Genomic DNA, 23227 nt, shown 5'->3' on the forward strand with positions numbered 1-23227 from the left:
ATACAAAATCTTATGACCAGAAGCCGTGACATCAGCTGGGATTTTTATCGCACCTTCCTCAGCGTGCTGAGCGACGGTTCGCTTTCCGCCGCCGCGCGCGAACTCGGCATCACCCAGCCGACGGCGGGACGCCACATCGGCGCTCTGGAAGAAGCCGTCGGTTTTCCGCTGTTCATTCGTTCGCCCCATGGATTGATGCCGACGGAAGCAGCGCTTGCGCTCCGTCCCTATGCGGAAAATCTGGCGGCGACGACCGCAGCCCTCATGCGCGCGGCCTCCGGTGAGGTCGGCAAGATCGAAGGCACCGTGCGCATCAGCGCCTCTGATATCATCGGCGTGGAAATGCTGCCGCCGATCATCACGGCCATGCAGGAGGTGCACCCGCGGCTTGAAATCGAGCTTTCGCTTTCCGATACGCTGGAAGACCTCTTGAGGCGCGAGGCCGATATCGCCATTCGCATGACCGAACCGCAGCAGGATGCGATCGTCATGCGTTACATCGGTAATTTCCGTCTGGGATTTCACGCGACGCGCGACTATCTCGCGAGAGCCGGCGCTCCGAAGAGCATGGAAGATTTGAACCATCACCGCATGGTCGGCTTCGACCGCAAGACGCCTTTCATCCGGGCGGCCATCCAGCGGATGCGCTCGCTCGATCCTGAAATACCCGATATTGAGGAAATTTCCTTCGAAATCCGCGCCGACAGCAACCTCGCCCAGCTTGCCATGATCCGCGCCAGCGCGGGCATCGGCGTCTGTCAGATCGGTCTGGCGCGCAAGGACCCTCGGCTTGTGCAGGTGCTTCCGAAAATCGACATCCCGCTCCACACCTGGGTCGCGATGCATGAAAATCTCAAGACTTCACCGCGATGCCGTGCCGTCTTCAGCGCCCTCGTGGAAGGCCTCAAGGGTCATCTCAAAGAAACCGATCCGGGTGCTCCGCCGAAACGGCGCTAGCGCCAGTCCAGCATCGATACCGCAAAACTCGCTCATCAAAACGGTCTGGCCGGCTGTGACGTCTTGTCGACCACCTCGGCTTCCGGCCGATCGCCGCCCTGGCTATATTCCTCATGCCAGTGGCCGCTCTCATCCTGATAGCTGATTTCCTCGTCATCGCCTCCCACCTGCTGTTCGGCGGCAACGATGCGCGCGGCCTCGACCGCATCGGCATAGGTAGGAAATGTTTCGGAATAAGCGCCGTTCATGCGGTAGGCGAAGCCTCCGTCATGTTCGACGATTTCATACACCACTTTGGTCATGCATGGTCCTCCTGTCTCGGTAGGCGACATGGCAACCACAACCGCGTTTCAAGCATTGCACCCAATGGGACAGCGCGGCATGAGCAGCATGTCCTGCAACACCACTATCCTACCAAAAGCATTCAAGCGCAAATCCTGCTTGATCTCACGGACGATACGTCACAGCCTGGGTCTGACAGGGGAAGGGAAATCAATGGCGGGTTCTATTCTGAAACAGGAGCGGCTGCTGCTTCTCGCGATACCGGCGGCAATCATCGCCTATATGACCGAGCATGCCATATTCGAAGCCGGAAAAACGGCGGCGCTCATTGCCGCAATCGTGCTGATCGGACTGATCGTTCTCATCTCGATGCGGGTCGCCCACCACGCTGAAATCCTCGCCGCCAAGGTCGGCGATCCCTATGGAACGATGATCCTCACCCTCTCGGCGGTCGCCGTGGAAGTGCTGATCCTCGCCATCATCATGAGCGAATCCAGTTCACCCACCCTCGTGCGCGATACGATCTATTCCGCCGTCATGATCGACATCAACGGCATTCTGGGCCTCGCCGCCCTGCTCGGTGGCCTCCGCCATGGCGAGCAGCCCTATAATGACGATTCCGGCAAGACCTATGGCGTGATGATCCTCACGGCCATGGGTATTTCGATGATCGTGCCGGAGTTCATTCCAGAGCAGAGCTGGCACGTCTATTCCGCCTTCACCATCGTCGCGATGATCGCGCTTTATGCGCTCTTCCTCAAAATGCAGGTTGGCCCTCACAGCTATTTCTTCAGCTACGCCTATCCCCGCAAGGCGCATCCGGCCGGCCAGCCGTCACACGGTCATGCCGAGGAGGAAGACGAAGGCAGCGTTCCGCTTTCCATCGGCCTCATCATCGCCGGCGTGGTGCTGATCGGCGTGCTGGCGGAATTCATGTCGACCTTCCTGAGCGAAAGCCTCGAGGGCACCAGCGCACCGCCCGCACTGATGGCGGTCGTGGTGGCAACAATCTCGGCATCACCGGAAATCCTCACCGCGCTCCGCTCCGCATTGCGCAACCGCATGCAGGCCGTGGTCAATATCGCCATGGGCGCATCGCTCTCGACTGTTATCCTGACCGTGCCTGTCATGGAGGGCATCGCGCTCTATACCGGCCAGCCCTTCATCATGGCCATGACGCCGGTTCAGACCGTCATGGTCTTCATCACCCTCATCGCCGCCGCCATCAACCTCAATGACGGTGAAACCAACGCGATCGAGGGAATGACGCATTTCATCCTTTTCGCCACCTTCATCATGCTGCTGTTTCTTGGGCTTTAAAAAACGGGCGTCGCGCCTGGATTTCAGGCATCTGACAAGGCGTAGAAACCTCTCCTCCGTCATCCTCGGATCAAGCCCAAGGATGACGTCTAGCGTGCGGAAGCCCCATCGAACAAAAAAGCCCGGCATCGCTGCCGGGCTTCTTTCAAGACTGTATCAACCGATCAGCGGCAATCGGCGCAGAAGCGCTGGATGCGCTTGCAGGCTTCTTCCAAGAGCGCTTCCGACGTGGCGTAGGAAATGCGGAAGTTCGGGCCGAGGCCGAAAGCCGATCCCTGCACGACAGCGACGCCTTCGGCTTCCAGAAGCTCGGAGACGAAATCCACATCCGACTCGATGACCTTGCCCGACGGCGCGGTCTTGCCGATCATGCCGGCGCAGGACGGGTAGACGTAGAACGCGCCTTCCGGTGCCGGGCAATTGATGCCCTTGGCCTGGTTGAGCATGGAAACGACGAGATCACGACGACCTTCGAAGATTTTCTTATTGGTCGGAATGAAATCCTGCGTGCCGTTCAGCGCTTCGACAGCTGCCCACTGTGCGATGGAGCTCGCGCCCGAGGTCTGCTGGCCCTGGATCATGTCCATGGCCTTGATCAGCGGCAGCGGGCCGGCTGCGTAGCCGATACGCCAGCCGGTCATGGCATAGGCCTTGGAGACGCCGTTCATCGTCAGCGTACGGTCATAAAGCGAAGGCTCTACTTCCACCGGGGTGACGAATTTGAAATCGCCATAGGTCAGGTGCTCATACATGTCGTCAGTCAGCACCCAGACATGCGGATGCTTGACCAGCACATCAGTCAGCGCCTTCAGCTCGTCATGCGAATAGGCAGCGCCCGAGGGGTTGGACGGCGAGTTGAAAACGAACCACTTGGTCTTCGGCGTGATCGCCTTTTCCAGCGCTTCCGGCTTCAGCTTGAAATTGTCTTCGAGCGTCGTGTCGACAAAAACCGGCGTACCACCGCAGATCGCCACCATTTCCGGGTAGCTCACCCAGTAAGGCGCTGGAATGACGACTTCATCACCCGGGTTCAGCGTGGCCATGAAGGCGTTGAAAAGGATCTGCTTGCCGCCCGTGCCGACAATCGTCTGCTCCGGCTTGTAGTCCAGCCCGTTTTCACGCTTGAACTTGTCGGCAATGGCCTTGCGCAGTTCCGGAATGCCGGAAACAGGCGTGTATTTCGTTTCACCGCGCTTGATGGCGTCGATGGCCGCTTCCTTGATATTTTCGGGCGTATCGAAATCCGGCTCGCCGGCGCCAAGGCTGATCACATCGCGGCCCTTCGCTTTCAGCTCACGGGCTTTCTGGGTAACAGCGATGGTGGCGGATGGCTTTACGCGGGAGAGAATGTCGGCAAGGAAGGCCATTTTTAATCGGTCCTATTGGGGTTGACATCAGCAGAGGTTGGAAAACTTGTCATCTGCGGCATTTTCTATGTCGAAAGACAGGCCTTCTTTCAAGGTCAAAAGCCGGCTTATGTGCCGCTGCAGAGAATTTAACCTTCCTTAACCCGGAAGTAACGCTTGATACGCTACATTCGCGAGCCTAGAGGTCGTGTCTCTATAGCTGGTTGAAAAATGGCGCTCAAAAGCATCTTTTCCAGTCTTGTCCGCGAGGTCGATGGCACATGGTCCACGGCCTATCGCACCTTTAACCTGAAATCGGCACTGCAGCCCATTTTCCGCCGCACGATGAGCGGGGTGCTCGACATCGATTCCTTCGAGGGTCTGGTGCGTCCCCACCGCAATGGCGAGCCGGTGACGCCGGGCGAATTTTTCTCGCTGGTCGCGCCGGAAGACATCGAAAATATCGACAGCATCCTGCGCACGATCCATATTCTCAACACCGGCAGGCTCAACCGTTCCCGCGCCCGCATCTTCGTCAACTTCCATCCGGGCCTGTTCCAGACGCCGGCCAAGATGCGCCAGGAAGTAGAGCGCATGCGGCTTGCCGCCCACGAGGCCGGCATGACGGCGGATCGCATCGTCTGCGAAATCTCCGAGAAAAAGGCCTCCGACACACAGATGGTCGCGGACTTCGCTTACCACATGCACGATATCGGCTTTCGCGTGGCGCTTGATGACTATGGCGCCGGCGATTCCGACATCGACCGGGTAAAACTCATCAAGCCGGACTATGTGAAATTCGAAGCGGGCTGGGTGCGCGATTTCATGCAGAATTCGGCGGGCGCCGCCCTTCTGCGCGTCATCGTCCGCCAGTTCCGCGACGATGGGATTGAGCCGGTCTTCGAAGGGCTGGAAACAGGCTGGCAAGTCGATCTCTGCGAGGAACTCGGCGTCCTGCTCATGCAGGGTTACGTGCTGGCGAAGCCCGAACTTGCCCCGACCAGTTTCGACGCACGTTTCCCGGAACTCGGCAGTGAATATTTCGCCCCGTCAAGGGCGGAGAGAAACGCTGCACCACCCGCATTTTCAAGGGAAGACCGCCCGGTCGATCCGCATCCTCTGCGCCAGGTCAGGACCTTCGGAAAACGCGGCCTCTGACGCCATATCCGGCCAAAAGGACGCCATATCAGGCTTTGCCACAATATTGCCGCAATAAATGCCGCGGAACGCCAGAATTCGGTCTCCAAGCCGTCCATTTCGAAGCCTCTTTTATCCTTTAAGAACAGGGACAAGAGGCGACAGCCATGTTTACCAACGATCGGACTTCCGTTGAAAGGTTAAGGGCGCAGAGAACGCTGTTTTCCCTCTGGATGGCCGTTGCGGCTTTTCTTGTCATCGTCACCATGGCCGCCGGCATCGCAACCTCGGCCAATGCGGCTGCTCAGGCGATCGACACCCTGCACACATCCGCTATCCCTCAGGTAGCGGCAACCACGAAGGCCGGCCCCCACATCCTGCTCATCGCCCTGTCAGCCGCAGCCTTCATCGGCCTCGGCATTGGCGGCCTGACGCTCACCCGGCGCAGCCTGAAGGACGAGGCCCGCCGCTACAAATAAGCGGCCTTCCCCTCGACTTGCGGCCTCGGCATGTTGCTGCTAAAGCACCCGGGAACAGTCGTCCGCGTCGCCGGATCGACATTCCAAAAATCCCCTGTTTGCCACGGCCGTGACTGAATGATCTCTCGGCCCTGCTCTGCTGGTGCCAACAATGACGCGTATTCAGGCCAATATGCTGCTTCTGCTCGCCGCAGCAATCTGGGGAGGCGGCTTTGTCGCGCAATCCTCCGCCATGGCCTCGATCGGCCCGTTCTGGTTCGTCGGTCTGCGTTTCGCCATTGCCGCCATCGCCGTGCTGCCCTTCGCGCTCATGGAAACACGGTCGCTGAAATCGCCGCCGCGCCGGCGCGAAATCGGCAGCTTCATTCTCGTGGGCCTCGCCCTGTTCGGCGGCGCCACCACCCAGCAGGTCGGGCTCCTGACCACGACCGTCACCAATTCCAGCTTCCTGACCGGGCTCTACGTCATCTTCGTGCCCGTGATTGCCGTCGTGCTTTACCGGCGTCATCCCCACTGGATCGTCTGGCCATGCGCGCTGATGATGCTGGGCGGCATATTCCTGCTCTCCGGCGGCGCCTTCGAGACGCTGACAACGGGTGATATTCTCAGCATCATCTGCGCCTTCTTCTGGGCGATCCAGATCACGCTGGCCGGACGCTTCGTTTCCGAAAGCGGAAGGCCGCTGGCGCTTTCCTGTACCCAGTTCGCCGTTTGCTCCCTTCTTAGTTGCATGATCGGTGTCGTGTTCGAACCGATCAGCATGGCCTCCATCGAGGCTTCGCTCGCGGAAATCCTCTATGTCGGCCTCGTCTCCTCCGGCCTCGCCTTCGTGCTGCAAGTCATCGGCCAGCGTTACACCACGGCCCCGCAGGCTGCGATATTCCTGTCTTCGGAGGCGCTTTTCGGCGCTTTGCTGGCCTCGATTTTCCTCAACGAAACCATTTCGGGCGCCGGCTACATCGGCTGCCTGATCATATTCGTCGCGATCCTGATCGTCGAACTGGTGCCGGAACTGACGCGCAAACGGCAAAAACCCATGGCCGGAGCGGCCTGACGCAAAAAGAACTTATTTTTCTTATTCCGCCATAAATGCGGGGTACGGCATTCAAATTTTGCCGTGAAATCCTGCGGCAAACGGCAATTATTTCATCAATTGTCGCCCCTGCAGAAAAAATATGCGATTGCGCGATGTTATTCTACCGCAGGTTTTTTATCTGACAAAAAGCCCGTGAAAACTTTTGCTTGCCAATTTTTGATAAACGCATCACTCTACCGCGGTTCGGGCAATTTGCGAGCATGGGAAGGCCTATAAATTTGCGCACTGGGGACGCTATAAACCTCGGGCGGTGGGACGAAAAACGTTGGATGAAAACGCCATTACTTCCCGCTGCGAAGGTCCATTTTCTCAATAGTCAAAAACTGCCTGCCAACGCCCACGCGGGGCAAAACTGTAATGCTGCCTGTAGCTGAACGCGGGCAGAGCGAAAAGGACCTGATGCATGGCCGAAACTGGCACCGTAAAATTCTTCAATACAGACAAAGGCTTCGGCTTCATCAAGCCAGACAATGGTGGCGCTGATATCTTTGTTCACATCTCTGCTGTACAGGCTTCCGGCCTGTCCGGACTTTCAGAAAATCAGAAAGTGAGCTTCGACACGGAACCGGATCGTCGCGGCAAGGGCCCGAAGGCAGTCAATCTGCAGATTGCTGGCTGACCCTAAAACGGCTTTCTTTTCTAGTTGAAGCCCGGCAGGAATGCCGGGTTTTTTTGTGCCGTCCATAGGCGTAAATCGCCTGGACCTCAGATACCCTTGAGATAGGGATTGTTGCGCCGCTCGTCGCCCAGCCGCCCACCGGGGCCATGGCCGCAGATGAAGCCGACATCATCGCCGAGCGGCAGCAGCTTGTCGCGAATGGACGCCATCAATTGTTCGTGGTTTCCGCCCGGCAGGTCCGTGCGCCCAACCGATCCCGAAAACAAGACGTCGCCGACATGGGCGAATTGCTGGTCGCGGTTGTAGTAAATGACATGGCCGGGTGCGTGGCCCGGGCAATGATAGACCTCGAAGACGTGGTCTCCGAAGGATACCTTGTCGCCATCCTTCAGCCATTTGTCGGGCACGACATTCTTCAAACCGCTGATACCGTATTTTTCGGCCTGCACCTCGATCCTCTCCAGCAGCGGCCGGTCATCCTCATGCGGCCCGATCACCGGCAAAGAGAGCTTCCCGCGCAGTTCGTCGGCGCCGCCGGCATGGTCGAGATGCCCGTGCGTCAGCCAGATTTCCTTGAGCGTGATGCCGTTTTCAGCAACGACCTGAAGAATGACGTCCACATCCCCGCCGGGATCAACGACGACGCCCTCCTTGGTGTCCTGATCGAACAGGATGGTGCAATTCTGCTCGAATGGCGTGACCGGAATAATGCCCGCCTGCAACTTTCCCATATCCTGCATCTCCTGTCTGAAAGGTTGCGCCTCCTATAGCCCGCGACCGCCTGCGGCACAATGGCGGCGGAAATGACACCCGCTTTCAGCGACCCACCCATTCTAAAAATAACCATGAAATACAGCATGATAACAAGAAGTCCTCCGCATATGGCGGGAATTGCCGGCGAAAAATGTGGAACGCCCTGATGGTTGCGACGTTCTAGCTCCAGTCTTGAAAAGGAGTGAGACACATGGACAAGACGCTTAAAATGCTCATGGCTGGCGGCGCCTTCGCCCTGATGGCTGGTTACGCGAACGCCGCCATGGTCGCCACGACAGCATCGGATATTTCCGTTCGCTCGGGCCCCGGTGAAGACTATCCCGAGGTGGGGCTGGCCACCCGCGGCAGCAATGCGGTTCTGGATGGCTGCATGGAAGGCAGCAGCTGGTGCCGCATCGAAGTCAACGGTCTGCGCGGTTGGGCTCATGCGGATTATCTGAATGTCATGTATGAGGGCTCTCCCGTCATTCTCGAACAGCGCCGCTCGGACCTCAGCGTTCCGGTGGTCACCTATGAAAAGACCTCGAGCGTGCAGGCCGAACCCAATCCCGGCGATCCAAACCTCGGCCGGGTTGGCGAGGTGGACCCGCCGCAATCGGTGATAACCTATATTGACGAACATCCCGCCGACACCGTTACCTATGATGGCGACATAGCCATCGGGAGTGTATTGCCGTCAGATACACGTCTCGTCGAAATCCCCGACTATCAGTATCGTTATGTCCGGGTGAACGATGTGCCGGTTCTCGTCGAACCTTCAACACGGCGGATCGTCTACGTTTACCAGTAGAGGCTTCTGCCGAACAAATCGTCCATCGGGCGACATGAAACAAATGAAGGGCGCGGGCTTTCCGCGCTCTTTTCTATTTCCGGTAAAGGCCACTCAGGATTCCAGTTGCACCGGCACCCGCAGCATATTATCCACCGCAACAGAAAATGATCGCGGCATTCTCCCGAGCGGACGCATTTTCGGCTATGTTTACAGAATATTGGCGCATCGACGTATGTCAGCCGCAGAATATGAAGGAACCGCAGTGCCACCGCAATCGCTCAAAACCGCAGCCGCCAGACAGACACCGGCACTTCCGAAGGTGGACGACGGCAAGATCGACTTCGACACGATCGAGGCGCTGTTTTTCGCCTATCGCGATTTCGTCTCCGATCCCGATGTCATTCTGTCGAAGCTGGAATATGGCCGGGCGCATCATCGGGTGGTCTATTTCGTCAGCCGGCAGCCGGGCATGACGGTGGCGGATTTGCTCGACACGTTACAGATCACCAAGCAGAGCCTTGCCCGCGTGCTCAAACAACTGATCGACGATGGTTACATCCGTCAGATGGCAGGCCCGGAAGACCGTCGCCAGCGCAGGCTTTATCCGACGCTGACGGGCCGCGAACTGGCGCTGGCGCTGAGCGAGCCGCAATCGCGTCGCATTGACCGGGCGCTGGAAGGGCTCGGACCTGACGCCCGCGCCTGCGTGCGCAAGTTTCTGGCGCAGATGCGCAGCCCGACAACCGTGGAAGGCGAGTGACGATGGCGCAAGCTCCGACAAAACGACCGCCAGCGGATGACGATGCCGCCCATCTCCTGATCGTCGACGACGACGCCCGCATTCGCGATCTCCTGCAGCGCTTCCTTGGCGACAAGGGTTACCGCATCTCCGTGGCAGCCGATGCGGCCGAAGCACGGCGTAAAATGATAGGCATCCGCTTCGATCTGCTCATCCTCGATGTGATGATGCCGGGCGAAAACGGGCTTTCGCTGACCCGCTCGCTGAACGAGGATAAATCCGTACCGGTTATTCTTCTGACCGCCCGTTCGGAGGCGGACTCCCGCATTGCCGGGCTGGAAGCGGGCGCGGACGACTATCTCGCCAAGCCCTTCGATCCGCGCGAACTTGTCCTGCGCATCAACAATATCCTGCGGCGCAACACCTCGCCTGACACGCCCAAGATCGAACAGATCATGTTTGGTCCCTACAGTTTCTCCATTCCGAAGAAGGAATTGCGGCGCGGCCCCGAAACGATCCGCCTGACGGATCGCGAACAGGAGATCATGCTGCTTTTCGCACTGCGCGCCGGCGACACCATTCCACGCCACGAACTGGTGGAAGCGGAATCGGAAGTGGGCGAAAGAACCATCGACGTGCAGATCAACCGTCTTCGCCGCAAGATCGAGGACGACCCTGCCAATCCTGTCTATCTGCAAACGGTGCGCGGCATCGGTTACCGCCTGAGCGTGGACTGACGAGCACCAAAGGAAAGGCGAACGCACGGCCATGGCGAGCCTCGATTTTCTGAGCACGGTCAAAAAAAGCGGCGTGGCCAAGGCCTGGCGCCTTTCCGGCAGATGGTTGCGCCACTGGCTGCCCACCGGCCTTTACACCCGATCCCTGCTCATCATCATCCTGCCGATGATTTTGCTTCAGGGCGTGGTCGCGGCAGTCTTCATGGAACGCCATTGGCAATTGGTGACCGAACGCCTCTCCTCTGCCGTGACGCGCGATATCGCCGCAATCATCGAGCTTCTGCAGACGGACCCCGAGGAAGACGACTATCAGCGCGTCATCCGCATTGCGCGCGACAAGCTCGGTCTGAGCGTCTATATCGAACCAAAGGCGGATTTGCCTGCTCCGAGACCTGAGCCGCTGTTTTCGATCCTCGACAGGATTCTGGCGGATCAGTTGACGCAGCAGATCGGCAGGCCGTTCTGGATCGATACCTATGGCAACGGCTCGCTGGTCGAAATCCGCGTCCAGCTGGAAGACAAGACCCTGCGCGTCTTTACCAGCCGCAGCGCGGCCTATGCCTCCAACACGCATATCTTCCTTGTCTGGATGGTGGGCGCATCGCTGGTGCTGATCGCCATCTCCATCCTGTTCCTGCGCGGCCAGATCAAGCCCATCGAAGCGCTTGCCAAGGCGGCCGAGAACTTTGGCAGAGGCCAGAAGATTACCGCCTACTCCCCGCGCGGCGCGGACGAAGTGCGGCGCGCAGGCCTCGCCTTCATATTGATGCGCGAGCGTATCGAGCGACAGATGGAGCAGCGCACCGCCATGCTGAACGGCGTCAGCCATGATCTGCGCACCATCCTCACCCGCTTCAAGCTGCAACTCGCGCTCGCCGGCGACAATCCCGACCTTGAGGGGCTCGACAAGGATGTCGAGGACATGCAGTCAATGCTTGAGGCCTATCTGACCTTTGCCCGTACTGATGTCGAAGAGGATGTCGGCACGCTGGAACTTCCAGCCCTTCTCGAAAAAATCGGCCATGATTTCGAGCTGCACGGCAAGAAATTCAGCTACGAACTCTATAATATCGAGCGGATCATCGCGCGGCCAAATGCGCTTTCACGGCTCGTCGCCAATCTCGCCGAAAATGCGCGGCGCTACGCCAGCAACCTCCACGTCGATATCCGCAAGGCGCCACGCTCCATCATCATGACGTTTGACGATGATGGTCCCGGCATTCCGGAAATCTCACGCGAGGATGTGTTCAAGCCGTTCTTCCGGCTGGACGAGGCGCGCAACCTCAACGCCTCGGGCACGGGCCTTGGCCTCTCCATCGTTCGCGACATCGCCCGCAGCCATGGCGGCGACGTATCTCTGGATGAAAGCCCGATGGGCGGATTGCGGGTAATCGTGAAAATTCCGGCTTAGCGGCATAGCGCCGGTCAGCACATCTTCTCGCCGTTCGGCACCGGCCGCTCAACCGCGGCAAGCACGATATCGCCATTGGCATCGGCAAAACCGAGCGTCAGGACTTCGGACCGGAAAGGACCGATCTGGCGCGGCGGAAAATTCACTACGCCCAGAACCTGCCGCCCGACAAGACTTTCCGGCGTATAATGCACCGTGATCTGCGCCGAGGATTTCCTGATGCCGATGTCCGGCCCGAAATCGATCTTTACCTTGAAGGCCGGCTTGCGCGCTTCGGGAAAAGGTTCTGCTTCGACAATGGTGCCGACGCGGATATCGACCTTCTCGAAATCGGCATAGGAAATTTCACCGCTCATGGCTCGCCCCTTCAGCCCGCCAGCTCTTCGGCGCGCATTTTCGCGGCAGCGACCGCCCTGTCGAACAGGGGCTGCATGCCGTCCTCGGCCATCAGCACGGACAGCGCCGCAGCCGTGGTGCCGCCCGGCGAGGTAACATTCTGGCGCAGGCGCGCCGCCTCGTCGGAAGACTGGTGCAGGAGTTCGCCGGCGCCGGCCACGGTTTCACGCGCCAGACGCATGGCGACATCCGCCGGCAGGCCGGCCTTGCGCCCAGCCTCGGCCATGCATTCCACGAGATAAAAGACATAGGCAGGGCCACTACCCGAAACCGCAGTCACCGCGTCGATATCGCTTTCGGCATCCACCCATTCAACCGGACCGCTGACCTTCAGCAACCCGTCCACAACGGTTTTAAGCTCGGGCGTCACCAGGTCGTTGGCATAGGCCCCCGTCACGCCGCGGCCGACCATGGCCGGCGTGTTGGGCATGGCCCGCACAGCGGCAACCGAACCGAAATGCGAAACGAAGGTGGCAATGGTGGTGCCCGCCGCGATGGAGACCACAACCGTTTCCGGGCCCAGCAGAGGCTTCAGCGACGGCAGCACGGCTTCCATCATCTGCGGCTTCACCGCCACGAAAAGAATGCCGGCCTTCACGCCCCCAGGCACGCTTTCGGCATGGGTGGCGCCGGCTTCCGCAATCGTCGTGCGCATGGCGTCGGAAGGGCGCGGGTCGATGACGATGACCTGCGATCCCGGCACACCCTTTTTCAGCCAGCCTGAAAGCATGGCGCCGCCCATATTGCCGGCGCCAACGAGGACGAGAGGCCCGGAAGCCTTGTACACCATGTTACGCTTCCCCGACGGTCTCGAACATGACCGCTTCAATTGCACTTTTCGCATCCAGCCCCGACCAGACGACGAACTGGAATGCCTGGTAATATTGCTCGCAGGCCTCAAGCGCGCTGGAAAGCAGCACTTCAACCTGCTGGTTGTTCGGTTCGGCGCCGCCGGCCAGAAGCAGGGACTGGCGGAAGATCACCACGTCTTCCTGCCGCCACAGATCGAAATGACCCATCAGCACCTGACCATTGACCTGCGAGAGCAGACGAATGACTTCGTTGACGCGCTGGTCCGGCACCTTGATATCGAAGGCGCAGGCCAGATGCAGCGCCTCGAATTCTTCCATCCATGAAAAGGAGACGTGATAGTCCGCCCAGTGACCAGCGACAGTCATGGCGATCTCGTCTTCACCGGAGCGCTCGAAAGACCAGTCGTTCGAGGCAGCGACAATCTCGATCATGTCCACGGGATTGGACTGACGCTCAATTTCAAATTCTATCAGACTCATGCGGCACCTTCTCAGCCGGTAGGGATGTCCTGTTTTGAACGCCGGGCACAAAACGCACATACAAACCGGGATAAACATTTGAGACGATTGCCCGACACCACCAGAATTACGCATTCACCCTGTCTGGAGCTTACCAGGTCTTTTCGAATCATCATTTAAAATCAGTGTATAATGGCCGAGTCCTGCTGCCACCCCTTCCCCACCATTTTTGCTTTTTGAACAGTGGATATCTTCTCCCCCATCACCTCAGGCGAGATACATAAGCGACTCTGCCGACTGCGTTTTTTGGAAGTGTCCACAGGCCCAAAAAATTCGCGTCCGAGGCCCGTTTTTTAACAACCGGGAGTCATTTCGGGCGCTATGAGCCGCAAATAAAAAGTCCCGGAATCGCAAGCGATCCGGGACCCGTCAGAAAAGGCGCTAAAAAATCAGTCCTTGGCGGCGGAAAGCTTCGCTTCCAGAGCCTCGATACGGGCGCGCAGCGCGTCGTTTTCATCACGCGCCTGAATGGCCATTTCGCGAACCGCATCGAATTCCTCGCGGCGGACAACGTCCAGACTGTTCAGCCAGCGATCCGCCTGGGCATGAAAAGCCGCTTCGGCTTCCTTGCGCACGCCCTGCGCCGCGCCGGCCGCGTCGGTCATCAGCTTGGCGAATTCATCCAGAAAACGATTGGTGCCTGTCGTGCTCATGGCGCTTGTCCTTCGTCGGTTCAGGGGCATCGTCTTGCCCGCTGTTGATAGTCTTCAGGTAGGCACTCCACCGCCGCCTTGCAAGCGAAATCGAAAAATCGCAAGAGCTTGCGTGGCCTTCGGTATCTTAAGCAGCAGCTTGAAGAATCACCTTGACCGCCGCCACCGCAATCGCCATTTTCCTTGGCGTCAGGGAGACCGGTGAGCATCATCGCCCGGCCCCTCTTGAGGCAATGGATCGTTCCGTTGTCCGCCCAGCAACGATGACGGAATATACGGATTGTTAGCCGCTCCCACCCAACTCGCCATCATGCCCTTCCCCAATATCGATCCGGTGGCGCTGTCCCTCGGCCCGCTCTCGATCCACTGGTACGGCATTGCCTATGTTGCCGGCATCATGCTCGGCTGGTTTTACGCCCGCCGCCTCGCCCGCACGGATCGCCTGTGGCCGAACGATGTGTCGCCCGTCTCGGCGCAGCATCTTGATGATTTCATCCTCTGGGCAGCCGGCGGCATCGTACTCGGCGGGCGCATCGGTTACATCCTGTTTTACGATATGGCAGCCGTGGCCGCCAACCCCATCAGGGCGATCGAGATCTGGAACGGCGGCATGTCGTTCCATGGCGGCCTGATCGGCACGACCATCGCCATGATCCTCTTCGCCCGCAAGAACGGCATTCCGGTCTGGAGCATGTTCGACGTCGTCGCCGCCGTCGCGCCCATCGGCCTGCTGTTCGGGCGCATCGCCAATTTCATCAATGGCGAATTGTGGGGACGCATCGCCGATGTGCCATGGGCGGTCGTCTTCCCGACCGGCGGCCCCTTCGCGCGGCATCCGAGCCAGCTTTATGAAGCGGGCCTAGAGGGCCTCGTGCTCGTCATCGTTCTGGCAATCGCCATCTATGCCTTCAGGGCGCTGAAGACGCCTGGCACCGTCACCGGCATTTTCGTCTGCGGTTATGCGCTGTCACGCATCTTCGTGGAATTTTTCCGCGAGCCGGACGCGCAGATCGGATATCTCGCCGGCAACTGGCTGACCATGGGCATGGTGCTCTCCACGCCGATGTTCGCTCTCGGCCTCTGGGCCGTCCTGCGGGCGCGCAGCGCGACAAAAAGCGCCTAAGCGGTATGATCGCCCATGACGACACCGCTTGCGCAACGTATCAAATCACTTATCCGGCTCAATGGTCCGCTCAGCGTTACCGACTATTTTTCGCTCTGCCTCGCCGATCCTGAACACGGTTATTACAAGAGTCGCGAACCCTTCGGCCGTTCGGGTGATTTCATCACCGCGCCAGAGGTCAGCCAGCTTTTCGGCGAAATGCTCGGGGTCTTCGTGGTGCATGCCTGGCAACGGCATGGCGCGCCCGCACAAACGCAACTGGTGGAAATCGGCCCCGGCCGCGGCACCATGATGTCGGATATGCTGCGCGTCATCCGCCGCATCGCGCCGCCGCTTTATGAGACGATGCGGGTGCATCTGGTCGAAACCAGCCCCCGCCTTTCCACCATCCAGAAAGAAACGCTGGCCGAACATGCGGACAGGCTGACATGGCATGACAGTTTCGACGACGTGCCGGATGGTTTCCTGCTGCTTGTCGCCAACGAACTCTTTGATGCCATTCCGATCCGGCAATTCGTCAGGACGCCGCAGGGTTTCCGCGAGCGCGTGGTCAGCCTCGATGCCAATGACGAACTCGTCTTCTCGACGGGTCTTGCCAGCATAGACCCGTCCCTGCTGCCGCCGCAGCCCGAACAGCAGCCGCTCGGCGCCATATTCGAGATTGCACCGGCCCGCGAAGCCGTGATGGCCGCAATCTGCCAGCGCCTGTCCGCCCATGGCGGCACGGCGCTCGCCATTGATTACGGCCATCTGGTCGCCGGTTATGGCGATACGCTGCAGGCCATGCGCAACCACGCCTTCGACCCGGCGCTTGCGCATCCCGGCGAAGCCGATCTCACCAGCCATGTCGATTTCGAAAGCCTTGTGAAAACAGCCGAAGCGACCGGCGTGCATGTCAACGGCGCGCTGCGACAGGGCGATTTTCTGTATGGCCTCGGCCTCAAGGAAAGAGCAGGCGCGCTTGCGGCGAAGGCGACGCCCGACCAGACGCTTGAAATTGCCGAAGCGGTCAATCGCCTCGCCGGTGAAGGCGCCGGCAAGATGGGGGAACTTTTCAAGGTCATCGCCGTTTCAAGTCCCGCGCTTCATCTTCTGCCGTTTCGCGCGGTGGATTGACAGCGCAACAACCTCTGGGCCAACATCGCTGCGACACACGAAGCAGGCACACTGCATCACACGCGCCGCGCAACGCCGCGGCAACCGGAAACATCTCGCTTAACCGTAGCTCACTGGCCAACAGCGATATTCTCCAAGGAACTCCCGCACCATGCAGAACGCAACGCTGCCGCTCCCGCTCCAGTCCCCCCTGCTCGCCGCGTCAGGTGAAAACCGTGTCCGCCACGGTTTCTTCACACGGCAGGGCGGCGTCTCGGAAGGGCTTTATCAGGGCCTCAATGTCGGCCTCGGCTCCCAGGATGAACCCGAAAAGGTGCAGGAAAACCGCCGGCGCGTGACGCAATGGTTCGGCCTGCCCTCAGGCCGCCTCGCCACCGTGCATCAGGTCCATTCCCCCGATGTCCTCGTGGTCGATGGCACCTATGACGGCAGCCGCCCGCAGGCGGACGCCATGGTGACGGCAACGCCGGGTTTCGTGCTGGGCGTGCTGAGCGCCGATTGCGGCCCGATCCTGTTTGCCGACGTGGAAGCGGGTGTCGTGGGTGCCGCCCATGCCGGCTGGAAGGGCGCGCTCTTCGGCGTGCTTGAAAATACCATCGAGACCATGACGAAGCTCGGCGCCAGCCGCGAGCGGATCGCTGCCTCGCTCGGGCCTTCCATCAGCCAGAGCAATTATGAGGTCGGGCCGGAATATGTGGCGCGCTTCACCGATATCGATCCGGCCTATGCGGACTATTTCGCCGAGACGGAGAAACAGGGCCACGCCCTGTTCGACCTCAAGCAATTCACCATCGACCGCCTGACCAACGCCGGCGTGAAGGCGGAAAATCTCGGCCTCTGCACTTATCCGGACGAAGAGCGGTTCTATTCCTATCGCCGCACGACCCACCGCGCCGAACCCGATTATGGCCGGCAGATTTCCGCAATCGCAATTCTGGAGGACTGATATGGCCCTGCATTTCGAGCTTTCGGAATTCGATGCCCGTCGCGAGCGGCTGCTCGCGAAAATGGCCGAAGAGAAGCTGGACGCGCTGCTGCTTTTCGCGCAGGAAAGCATGTATTGGCTGACCGGCTACGACACTTTCGGCTACTGCTTCTTCCAGACGCTGGTGGTCAAGTCGGACGGCTCCATGACGCTGCTGACCCGTTCAGCGGATCTGCGGCAGGCCCGCAATACCTCCATCGTCGAAAATATCCTCATCTGGGTCGATCGGCCAAATGCCGACCCGACACTCGACCTGAAGAACCTGCTGAGCGATCTCGACCTGCTCGGCGCAAAGATCGGGGTGGAGTACGACACCCATGGCATGACCGGCCGTGTCGCCCGGCTGCTGGACAACCAGCTCGCCAGCTTCTGCCAGATGAGCGACGCCTCCTATCTCGTCAGCACGCTCAGGCTCGTCAAAAGCCCCGCCGAGATCGCCTATGCGCGCAAGGCAGGCCAACTGGCCGACGATGCGCTGGACGCGGCTTTACCGCTGATCAAGCCCGGTGCGGACGAAGCCGCGATCCTGGCGGCGATGCAGGGCGCGGTGCTGGCTGGCGGCGGCGATTATCCCGCCAATGAATTCATCATCGGCTCCGGCGCGGATGCGCTGCTGTGCCGTTACAAGGCAGGCCGTCGCAGGCTCGATGACAAGGATCAGCTGACGCTCGAATGGGCTGGCGTCAGCGCCCATTACCATGCCGCCATGATGCGCACGGTGGTGATCGGCGAACAGGATTTCCGCCAGAAGGAGCTTTACAGCGCCTGCTTGCAAAACCTCACCGCCATCGAAGAAGTGCTCCACCCCGGCAAGACTTTTGGCGATGTCTTCGACGTCCATGCCCGCGTCATGGACGAACGCGGATTGACCCGCCACCGGCTGAACTCCTGCGGTTATTCGCTGGGTGCGCGTTTCTCGCCCTCCTGGATGGAGCATCAGATGTTCCACGCCGGCAATCCGCAGGAAATCACCGCCGACATGACGCTGTTCGTGCATATGATCGTGATGGATTCCGATTCCGGCACGGCCATGACACTTGGCCAGACCTATCTGATCACCGACGGCGCGCCGGAGCCACTCTCGCGACACAACCTCGATCTTCTCACAGCTTAAATCGCCACCGGGTTTGACAGAGCGGGAAAACCGCCCTTACATTGCGCCACCTTGGGCAAGAAGGAGCGGAACATGAGAGGGAAAATCGCATGAGCCGGACGGGGTTCACCCCCCTTTGTCTGGCCGTCATTGTTCCAGCGCTTGTCCTGGCCCTGTCAGGCTGCAACACGACGGAAGCGCTGACACCGCAGGTGGATGTCGGCCATAATGGCTCGCAATCGACGCCGGTAACGCAGGGCGATCTCGACCAGATGGCCGCCGCCGCCGACCGGGCACCCACCGGCGCCCCGGCAACCGCGACATCCATCCCCGCCTATGCACCGCAAAACTCGCTGCAGGCGCAGGCACAGGCGCTGTCCAATGGCAGCCAGTATGGCGAACCGCTTCGCCAGAACCAGACTGCAGCCCAGCCCGCCGCAACCGCGCAATCCGCCCCCTCGCAGCAGACGGCGTCACTTGCGCCCGCCTCCTCGGCAAACTCGATCCGCTTCCTGCCCATCATCGGCGCACCCGTTCAGGCGGTGACGCCGCTATCGCGTCAGCTCGGGGCCGAAGCGCGGGCGAAGGGGTTGACCATCCGCGCCTCAAACGACAATTCGGCCGAAAATATCCTGAAAGGATATTTCTCCGCCTTTGCCGATGGCGGCAAGGTCAATATCGTTTACGTCTGGGACATTCTCGACGCCAATGGCGTGCGGCTGCATCGCCTGCAGGGACAGGAGGCGGTGGCGGCAAAAGGCAGCGATCCATGGGCCGCCGTGACCGACAGGGTCATGCAGGATATCGCTGCAAAAACACTCAACGATTATTCATCATGGAAGCAATCTCAACGCGGATGAGGTGAATCGACGGGAGAAGTCACAGAGATTTCACGAAAATCATTGCGAAAGCGCGGAGTCCTCTTGCAATCGGAAGCAACAGCGCTATTAAGGCGCGCATGGCAACAAGGCGTATCCGGCAAAGGCTTTTCAGCCGGATGTTCCTCCCCTTGAACGACGCTTGGTTACGGTGGATTGAGCCCCGTGGCGCAAGGCGATGGCATGGAAACAGGCGGCCGCAATGAAGGTTTTCGCAGGCAATTCGAACCGGCACCTTGCCGAAGCGATCTGCAAGTATCTTAATGTTCCTCTCGGAAATGCCACTGTAAAGCGGTTTGCTGACCAGGAAATATTCGTAGAAATCAGCGAAAATGTGCGTGGTGAGGACGTTTTTATCGTCCAGTCCACCTCTTTCCCGGCAAATGATCACCTGATGGAACTTCTCATCATGATCGATGCCATGCGTCGCTCCTCGGCCAAGCGCATCACGGCGGTGCTACCCTATTTCGGTTACGCCCGCCAGGACCGCAAGGCCGGGCCCCGCACCCCGATTTCCGCCAAGCTCGTTGCCAATCTGATTACCGAAGCCGGCGCCGACCGCGTTCTCACCCTCGATCTTCATGCCGGCCAGATTCAGGGCTTCTTCGATATCCCCACCGACAATCTCTTCGCAGCACCAATTCTCGCCCGCGACGTGAAGGACCATTACGACACCAACAATGTCATGGTCGTTTCACCAGATGTCGGCGGCGTGGTCCGCGCCCGCGCACTCGCCAAACGTCTCGACTGTCTTCTGGCCATCGTTGACAAGCGCCGTGACCGTCCGGGCGAATCCGAAGTCATGAACGTCATCGGCGATGTCTCCGGCAAGGACTGCATTCTCATTGACGATATCGTCGATTCCGGCGGCACGCTCTGCAACGCCGCGGAAGCCCTGCTGAAAAAGGGTGCGACCAGCGTCACCGCCTATATCACCCACGGCGTGCTTTCCGGCGGCGCGGTTGCGCGTGTGGCTTCCTCGAAGCTGCGCGAACTCGTCATCACCGACAGCATCCAGCCGACCACCGGTGTCCAGTCCGCGCATAATATCCGCGTGGTCAGCACCGCAGGCCTGCTCGGCGAGGCAATCAACCGCACCGCACAGGAACAGTCGGTTTCCGGCCTGTTCGACTAAAGAACTTCGCCAATCGCCTTAGCGCTGCCTGCTGCTGTCCGGTTTAATTTCCGGGCAGGCTGCGATCGGGCTGACATTCTCTCGGCGTCATCCTCGGCTCTGCGCCGAGGCTTCAATCACGTTGAATAAAATCATTAGGTTGCAGATCCTCGAGACAAGCCCGAGGATGATGCAGGAGTGTCTGGCGTTCTTCGCCATTCATCGCATTGATGCAGCGCCCCGACCTTCCGCTTAAGACGAGGCCGCACCCGCATCCGGGGGCCGCTGCAGACGGGAGGCGGCGGCCTTGATTTTCGGCCACCAGCGCCGAACCCGGGTCAGGACGGCATGGCGACCGTTACGCCAGATGCTGACCGTATCGGCCGAGACGGCGTCACCGGTGAACAAGTGACGGTGTCGGTTTACCGCCAGTACCCGGTAGAGAAACAGGGTCGTCAGGGCGGAAAAGAGGATGGACATCACCACATCGCTAAGGAAATGCCCACCGGCCGCAATGCGCAAACCGGACATGAGGATGATCATGCCGACGGCAATGCTTCCCATCATGAACCGTCCGGGCCATTGCAGCCGGGGCCAGACGAGCACGCAGAGCGGCAGGAAGAAACTGGCGATCAGGGCGGTTTCACCTGAGGAAAACGAGCAGTTTGAATAACATTGCGTGCTGAACTGGAAAGGCGGCGTGAAAAGCTGCTGCCCGCCGAACTCGGTAACGCTGAACGGGCGGGCGCGACCGATCGTCGCCTTCAGCACGCCATTGACGAAAAGACCGGCACAGAGGATCACGGGCCCGCACAGGAAGGCCCAGACGCGCCATCCGGTTCTCTGTAGAGTACCCAGCCGCAGATTGCCGACAAGGATCACGAAAACCAGAAGAGTGGCAAGCTCCGTACCTTCACGCAGCGTATCCCGCAGCCATTCGGGAAACGGTTCACGGCCGGACCATGGCTGCTCGACGGGAGAGAAAAACAGCGCGGAGAACCTGAGATCGATGGAGGGAAAAGTCGCAAACAGGATGACGATTGCCAATGTGGCGAGTGTCAGCCAGATCGTGATCCGCATATGCGAAAGATCATTGTCCATTGCTGCCCTCCGGCATGCATTTCGGTAGCAGGCGCCAGAGGCCGATTTCCCTGCCCTCGAGGAAACCCGGCCCGGCGATCCAGCGCGCAACCGGCGCTTCGCCGACAAGGCAGGCCGGCAGACCATCCGCGCTTGCCAGGAACAGGGGATTTTTCGCCTCGCCAGCTTTCAGCGGATAAAGAAGAGCATAGTGACTGGAGGGCACGCCGGTTTCGGGCAATGCCCGCGTCAGCACCTGTTTTTCGTCCCGCAATTGATAAAAAAGCTCGGCCAGTATCGAACGATCATTGGCGACGATGGCATCCGCCCCCGCCTCGCGCGCCCGTGACAGGCCGGTCGACACCAGCTCGGCGCGCCCGAGATACCGCGCCATCGCCAGTTCACCTTTGGGCAGGCGCAATTGCGTTCCGGCAATGGTCATCAGCGGCAGCACGACGGCCACGATGCCACCAAGCACGAGGGTGGACACGGTGAGCCAGCGCCGCGACGCCAGCACCGGCACCGCCAGAAGCACGCCGGCCGCATAGGCTCCGACCGCCCAGTTGGCAAGCGCCCGCGACATCAAACCCTGCGCGGTGATCAGCAGAACGATCGGCACCGAAAGCGCGACCAGCGCCCGGGCTTCACCGGTCCTGGCACGAATTGTCGCGACGATCATGCCAGCGAAAACGAATGGTCCGACCACGCCCGCCTGCGAGAAGAAGAACTCCAGCGCGGAGCCGATCTTCAGCTGGACGCCATGCCAGTTCGCATTGTCGGCCGTGTGGCGTGCGGTCATGAAATCATGCGCAGCGTTCCACCACAGATTGGGCGCGATGACGGCAACGCAGACCAGTGCCGCAATCGCCGCGTCACGCAGCCGGATGCGCCATGCCTCGCAAAGCCAGCCGGCGGCGATGAAGCAGGGCAGAAAATAGATCATCGCATATTTCGACATCAGCCCGAGACCGAAGCAGAGACCGAGAGCGATGCTCCAGCCAAACGCCGCCCTGCCCTCGCTACGGGCGAGCGCAAGCTTCCGCACCGAGATCATCGACAGCACGATGAACAGCATCATCGGCGTATCGGTCGAGATCAACAGGCTGCCGAGCGTCACGGCCGGCAAGGTTAGATAGATCACCGCAGCCAGCGAGCCCAGCCTGACATCGTAGATCATACGGCCCAGCACAAGGATCGCCGCCGCCGCCACGCCATGCACCACGGGTGCGGCCAGCCGCACCTGAAACGTGCCCTCGCCGCCGCCCAGAATGGTTGCCGCGCGAATGAGCCAGCCGATCAGCGGCGGCTTGGAATAGGCGCCGAGCGCCATCTCGCGGCCCCACAGCCAATATTGCGCCTCATCGACAAAAAGGTCGGTGCGGTTGAAGGCCAGACCAAGGACGCGCAGGGCGGTTACGAGGACAATCGCTGAAAACGCAAATGTCAGCCATCGGCGCTCATCGCCTGCCTGCGCATAAGGCATCGTCGCCGCCTCATGCATGCTGGCGGCGTTCTGCATGAATCAACCAGAGATTTCGGGCATAGATGAAAAGGCCGGAGGCCTGCCCGATGATAAAGACCGGATCGCGCCGCCAGATGGCGTAGGACAAAAGCACCAAACCGCCAATAACGGAAAAATACCAGAACGCCACGGGAATGACCGAGCGGTTGGCCCGTTCCGAGGAAATCCATTGAACCAGAAAACGCATGGTAAACAGCATCTGGCCCATGAAGCCGGTGCAGACCCACAGAAATTCCTTCCAGCTGTTCACATGCAGCATGGACCATA

General features: G+C 59.9%; 26 protein-coding genes. 16 read left to right on the forward strand and 10 right to left on the reverse strand.

What is annotated here, in order from left to right:
• The first annotated feature begins 12 nt into the window (after window positions 1-12).
• Entirely contained in the window at window positions 13-957 is a 945-nt protein-coding gene (locus MRBLRC7O_RS09195; RefSeq protein WP_004430398.1) for a LysR family transcriptional regulator, read from the forward strand.
• 35 nt (window positions 958-992) lie between these two features.
• Here MRBLRC7O_RS09195 and MRBLRC7O_RS09200 read toward each other — a convergent pair whose 3' ends face one another.
• On the reverse strand, window positions 993-1259 hold the full coding sequence (locus MRBLRC7O_RS09200; RefSeq protein ID WP_004430396.1) for a DUF2188 domain-containing protein: 267 nt from the start codon (window positions 1257-1259) through the stop codon (window positions 993-995).
• 193 nt (window positions 1260-1452) lie between these two features.
• On the opposite strand from MRBLRC7O_RS09200, the gene MRBLRC7O_RS09205 reads away from it, so the two are divergent.
• Window positions 1453-2559 carry a calcium:cation antiporter gene (locus MRBLRC7O_RS09205; RefSeq protein ID WP_080866324.1) on the forward strand — a complete coding sequence of 369 codons (1107 nt, stop codon included), beginning with the start codon at window positions 1453-1455 and terminating at the stop codon, window positions 2557-2559.
• A 164-nt stretch (window positions 2560-2723) separates the two neighbouring features.
• Here the strand turns inward: MRBLRC7O_RS09205 and MRBLRC7O_RS09210 are convergent, their stop codons facing one another.
• Window positions 2724-3926, reverse strand: a complete 1203-nt coding sequence (locus MRBLRC7O_RS09210; RefSeq protein ID WP_004430390.1) for a pyridoxal phosphate-dependent aminotransferase — start codon at window positions 3924-3926, stop codon at window positions 2724-2726.
• 210 nt (window positions 3927-4136) lie between these two features.
• On the opposite strand from MRBLRC7O_RS09210, the gene MRBLRC7O_RS09215 reads away from it, so the two are divergent.
• The 4 genes from MRBLRC7O_RS09215 to MRBLRC7O_RS09230 all read left to right on the forward strand — a co-directional run bounded on the left by MRBLRC7O_RS09215 (window position 4137) and on the right by MRBLRC7O_RS09230 (window position 7236).
• Complete coding sequence (locus MRBLRC7O_RS09215; protein WP_004430387.1) at window positions 4137-5063, forward strand: EAL domain-containing protein; 927 nt, start codon at window positions 4137-4139, stop codon at window positions 5061-5063.
• 146 nt (window positions 5064-5209) lie between these two features.
• Window positions 5210-5521, forward strand: a complete 312-nt coding sequence (locus MRBLRC7O_RS09220) for a hypothetical protein (RefSeq protein WP_077998879.1) — start codon at window positions 5210-5212, stop codon at window positions 5519-5521.
• 151 nt (window positions 5522-5672) lie between these two features.
• On the forward strand, window positions 5673-6575 hold the full coding sequence (locus MRBLRC7O_RS09225) for a DMT family transporter (RefSeq protein WP_004430381.1): 903 nt from the start codon (window positions 5673-5675) through the stop codon (window positions 6573-6575).
• A 445-nt stretch (window positions 6576-7020) separates the two neighbouring features.
• A complete protein-coding gene (locus MRBLRC7O_RS09230) occupies window positions 7021-7236 on the forward strand; it encodes a cold-shock protein (protein WP_003494703.1) in 216 nt (71 codons plus the stop codon).
• Window positions 7237-7322: 86 nt separating this feature from the next.
• Here MRBLRC7O_RS09230 and MRBLRC7O_RS09235 read toward each other — a convergent pair whose 3' ends face one another.
• A complete protein-coding gene (locus MRBLRC7O_RS09235) occupies window positions 7323-7967 on the reverse strand; it encodes an MBL fold metallo-hydrolase (protein WP_080866325.1) in 645 nt (214 codons plus the stop codon).
• 233 nt (window positions 7968-8200) lie between these two features.
• On the opposite strand from MRBLRC7O_RS09235, the gene MRBLRC7O_RS09240 reads away from it, so the two are divergent.
• The 4 genes from MRBLRC7O_RS09240 (at window position 8201) to MRBLRC7O_RS09255 (ending at window position 11669) form a co-directional block, all read left to right on the forward strand.
• Complete coding sequence (locus MRBLRC7O_RS09240) at window positions 8201-8800, forward strand: DUF1236 domain-containing protein (RefSeq protein ID WP_060725143.1); 600 nt, start codon at window positions 8201-8203, stop codon at window positions 8798-8800.
• Window positions 8801-9014: 214 nt separating this feature from the next.
• Window positions 9015-9542 carry a MarR family winged helix-turn-helix transcriptional regulator gene (locus MRBLRC7O_RS09245; protein WP_020011340.1) on the forward strand — a complete coding sequence of 176 codons (528 nt, stop codon included), beginning with the start codon at window positions 9015-9017 and terminating at the stop codon, window positions 9540-9542.
• A 2-nt stretch (window positions 9543-9544) separates the two neighbouring features.
• Window positions 9545-10258: a response regulator gene (locus tag MRBLRC7O_RS09250; RefSeq protein WP_020011341.1), complete on the forward strand. Its 714-nt coding sequence runs from the start codon at window positions 9545-9547 to the stop codon at window positions 10256-10258.
• Between the two features lie 31 nt (window positions 10259-10289).
• On the forward strand, window positions 10290-11669 hold the full coding sequence (locus MRBLRC7O_RS09255; RefSeq protein WP_004430353.1) for an ATP-binding protein: 1380 nt from the start codon (window positions 10290-10292) through the stop codon (window positions 11667-11669).
• Window positions 11670-11683: 14 nt separating this feature from the next.
• On the opposite strand, the gene MRBLRC7O_RS09260 is transcribed toward MRBLRC7O_RS09255, so the two are convergent.
• The 4 genes from MRBLRC7O_RS09260 to MRBLRC7O_RS09275 all read right to left on the reverse strand — a co-directional run bounded on the left by MRBLRC7O_RS09260 (window position 11684) and on the right by MRBLRC7O_RS09275 (window position 14049).
• Complete coding sequence (locus tag MRBLRC7O_RS09260; RefSeq protein ID WP_004430350.1) at window positions 11684-12025, reverse strand: tRNA-binding protein; 342 nt, start codon at window positions 12023-12025, stop codon at window positions 11684-11686.
• Window positions 12026-12036: 11 nt separating this feature from the next.
• Window positions 12037-12855 (reverse strand): pyrroline-5-carboxylate reductase, encoded by an 819-nt coding sequence (gene proC / locus MRBLRC7O_RS09265; protein ID WP_004430349.1) that lies wholly within the window; start codon window positions 12853-12855, stop codon window positions 12037-12039.
• A 1-nt stretch (window position 12856) separates the two neighbouring features.
• Window positions 12857-13357: a type III secretion system chaperone family protein gene (locus MRBLRC7O_RS09270; RefSeq protein WP_003522870.1), complete on the reverse strand. Its 501-nt coding sequence runs from the start codon at window positions 13355-13357 to the stop codon at window positions 12857-12859.
• 428 nt (window positions 13358-13785) lie between these two features.
• Window positions 13786-14049: an accessory factor UbiK family protein gene (locus tag MRBLRC7O_RS09275; protein ID WP_003522871.1), complete on the reverse strand. Its 264-nt coding sequence runs from the start codon at window positions 14047-14049 to the stop codon at window positions 13786-13788.
• A 310-nt stretch (window positions 14050-14359) separates the two neighbouring features.
• Between MRBLRC7O_RS09275 and lgt the strand changes: the two genes are divergently transcribed.
• The 6 genes from lgt to MRBLRC7O_RS09305 all read left to right on the forward strand — a co-directional run bounded on the left by lgt (window position 14360) and on the right by MRBLRC7O_RS09305 (window position 20379).
• Window positions 14360-15172: a prolipoprotein diacylglyceryl transferase gene (gene lgt / locus MRBLRC7O_RS09280; RefSeq protein WP_035212699.1), complete on the forward strand. Its 813-nt coding sequence runs from the start codon at window positions 14360-14362 to the stop codon at window positions 15170-15172.
• Window positions 15173-15187: 15 nt separating this feature from the next.
• Entirely contained in the window at window positions 15188-16288 is a 1101-nt protein-coding gene (locus MRBLRC7O_RS09285; protein WP_080866327.1) for a class I SAM-dependent methyltransferase, read from the forward strand.
• 151 nt (window positions 16289-16439) lie between these two features.
• Window positions 16440-17234 carry a peptidoglycan editing factor PgeF gene (gene pgeF / locus MRBLRC7O_RS09290; RefSeq protein ID WP_080866328.1) on the forward strand — a complete coding sequence of 265 codons (795 nt, stop codon included), beginning with the start codon at window positions 16440-16442 and terminating at the stop codon, window positions 17232-17234.
• A gap of 1 nt (window position 17235) precedes the next feature.
• Window positions 17236-18387: a M24 family metallopeptidase gene (locus tag MRBLRC7O_RS09295; protein WP_080866329.1), complete on the forward strand. Its 1152-nt coding sequence runs from the start codon at window positions 17236-17238 to the stop codon at window positions 18385-18387.
• Between the two features lie 89 nt (window positions 18388-18476).
• The gene (locus MRBLRC7O_RS09300; RefSeq protein WP_080866330.1) at window positions 18477-19226 is read left to right on the forward strand and encodes a hypothetical protein; all 750 of its coding nucleotides are present in this window, start codon (window positions 18477-18479) and stop codon (window positions 19224-19226) included.
• 220 nt (window positions 19227-19446) lie between these two features.
• On the forward strand, window positions 19447-20379 hold the full coding sequence (locus MRBLRC7O_RS09305) for a ribose-phosphate pyrophosphokinase (RefSeq protein ID WP_003522877.1): 933 nt from the start codon (window positions 19447-19449) through the stop codon (window positions 20377-20379).
• A gap of 231 nt (window positions 20380-20610) precedes the next feature.
• On the opposite strand, the gene MRBLRC7O_RS09310 is transcribed toward MRBLRC7O_RS09305, so the two are convergent.
• The 3 genes from MRBLRC7O_RS09310 to MRBLRC7O_RS09320 are packed head-to-tail and all read right to left on the reverse strand — an operon-like array spanning window position 20611 to window position 23219.
• Window positions 20611-21459: a phosphatase PAP2 family protein gene (locus tag MRBLRC7O_RS09310; protein ID WP_060725148.1), complete on the reverse strand. Its 849-nt coding sequence runs from the start codon at window positions 21457-21459 to the stop codon at window positions 20611-20613.
• Complete coding sequence (locus MRBLRC7O_RS09315) at window positions 21449-22957, reverse strand: ArnT family glycosyltransferase (RefSeq protein WP_162690746.1); 1509 nt, start codon at window positions 22955-22957, stop codon at window positions 21449-21451. The genes MRBLRC7O_RS09310 and MRBLRC7O_RS09315 overlap by 11 nt, the downstream gene beginning before the upstream one ends.
• Window positions 22932-23219 carry a lipid-A-disaccharide synthase N-terminal domain-containing protein gene (locus tag MRBLRC7O_RS09320; RefSeq protein ID WP_020011353.1) on the reverse strand — a complete coding sequence of 96 codons (288 nt, stop codon included), beginning with the start codon at window positions 23217-23219 and terminating at the stop codon, window positions 22932-22934. Before MRBLRC7O_RS09320 ends, MRBLRC7O_RS09315 begins: the two co-directional genes overlap by 26 nt.
• Window positions 23220-23227 lie beyond the last annotated feature (8 nt).

Origin of the sequence: Agrobacterium radiobacter (genome assembly GCF_040801995.1) — a bacterium.
Classification (GTDB): domain Bacteria; phylum Pseudomonadota; class Alphaproteobacteria; order Rhizobiales; family Rhizobiaceae; genus Agrobacterium; species Agrobacterium radiobacter.

Bases quoted from the DNA above. Each gene is read 5' to 3' on its own strand.
- MRBLRC7O_RS09195 (WP_004430398.1), top strand. From the start codon at position 13: ATGACCAGAAGCCGTGACATCAGCTGGGATTTTTATCGCACCTTCCTC.
- MRBLRC7O_RS09200 (WP_004430396.1), bottom strand. From the start codon at position 1,259: ATGACCAAAGTGGTGTATGAAATCGTCGAACATGACGGAGGCTTCGCC.
- MRBLRC7O_RS09205 (WP_080866324.1), top strand. From the start codon at position 1,453: ATGGCGGGTTCTATTCTGAAACAGGAGCGGCTGCTGCTTCTCGCGATA.
- MRBLRC7O_RS09210 (WP_004430390.1), bottom strand. From the start codon at position 3,926: ATGGCCTTCCTTGCCGACATTCTCTCCCGCGTAAAGCCATCCGCCACC.
- MRBLRC7O_RS09215 (WP_004430387.1), top strand. From the start codon at position 4,137: ATGGCGCTCAAAAGCATCTTTTCCAGTCTTGTCCGCGAGGTCGATGGC.
- MRBLRC7O_RS09220 (WP_077998879.1), top strand. From the start codon at position 5,210: ATGTTTACCAACGATCGGACTTCCGTTGAAAGGTTAAGGGCGCAGAGA.
- MRBLRC7O_RS09225 (WP_004430381.1), top strand. From the start codon at position 5,673: ATGACGCGTATTCAGGCCAATATGCTGCTTCTGCTCGCCGCAGCAATC.
- MRBLRC7O_RS09230 (WP_003494703.1), top strand. From the start codon at position 7,021: ATGGCCGAAACTGGCACCGTAAAATTCTTCAATACAGACAAAGGCTTC.
- MRBLRC7O_RS09235 (WP_080866325.1), bottom strand. From the start codon at position 7,967: ATGGGAAAGTTGCAGGCGGGCATTATTCCGGTCACGCCATTCGAGCAG.
- MRBLRC7O_RS09240 (WP_060725143.1), top strand. From the start codon at position 8,201: ATGGACAAGACGCTTAAAATGCTCATGGCTGGCGGCGCCTTCGCCCTG.
- MRBLRC7O_RS09245 (WP_020011340.1), top strand. From the start codon at position 9,015: ATGTCAGCCGCAGAATATGAAGGAACCGCAGTGCCACCGCAATCGCTC.
- MRBLRC7O_RS09250 (WP_020011341.1), top strand. From the start codon at position 9,545: ATGGCGCAAGCTCCGACAAAACGACCGCCAGCGGATGACGATGCCGCC.
- MRBLRC7O_RS09255 (WP_004430353.1), top strand. From the start codon at position 10,290: ATGGCGAGCCTCGATTTTCTGAGCACGGTCAAAAAAAGCGGCGTGGCC.
- MRBLRC7O_RS09260 (WP_004430350.1), bottom strand. From the start codon at position 12,025: ATGAGCGGTGAAATTTCCTATGCCGATTTCGAGAAGGTCGATATCCGC.
- proC (WP_004430349.1), bottom strand. From the start codon at position 12,855: ATGGTGTACAAGGCTTCCGGGCCTCTCGTCCTCGTTGGCGCCGGCAAT.
- MRBLRC7O_RS09270 (WP_003522870.1), bottom strand. From the start codon at position 13,357: ATGAGTCTGATAGAATTTGAAATTGAGCGTCAGTCCAATCCCGTGGAC.
- MRBLRC7O_RS09275 (WP_003522871.1), bottom strand. From the start codon at position 14,049: ATGAGCACGACAGGCACCAATCGTTTTCTGGATGAATTCGCCAAGCTG.
- lgt (WP_035212699.1), top strand. From the start codon at position 14,360: ATGCCCTTCCCCAATATCGATCCGGTGGCGCTGTCCCTCGGCCCGCTC.
- MRBLRC7O_RS09285 (WP_080866327.1), top strand. From the start codon at position 15,188: ATGACGACACCGCTTGCGCAACGTATCAAATCACTTATCCGGCTCAAT.
- pgeF (WP_080866328.1), top strand. From the start codon at position 16,440: ATGCAGAACGCAACGCTGCCGCTCCCGCTCCAGTCCCCCCTGCTCGCC.
- MRBLRC7O_RS09295 (WP_080866329.1), top strand. From the start codon at position 17,236: ATGGCCCTGCATTTCGAGCTTTCGGAATTCGATGCCCGTCGCGAGCGG.
- MRBLRC7O_RS09300 (WP_080866330.1), top strand. From the start codon at position 18,477: ATGAGCCGGACGGGGTTCACCCCCCTTTGTCTGGCCGTCATTGTTCCA.
- MRBLRC7O_RS09305 (WP_003522877.1), top strand. From the start codon at position 19,447: ATGAAGGTTTTCGCAGGCAATTCGAACCGGCACCTTGCCGAAGCGATC.
- MRBLRC7O_RS09310 (WP_060725148.1), bottom strand. From the start codon at position 21,459: ATGGACAATGATCTTTCGCATATGCGGATCACGATCTGGCTGACACTC.
- MRBLRC7O_RS09315 (WP_162690746.1), bottom strand. From the start codon at position 22,957: ATGCAGAACGCCGCCAGCATGCATGAGGCGGCGACGATGCCTTATGCG.
- MRBLRC7O_RS09320 (WP_020011353.1), bottom strand. From the start codon at position 23,219: ATGCTGCATGTGAACAGCTGGAAGGAATTTCTGTGGGTCTGCACCGGC.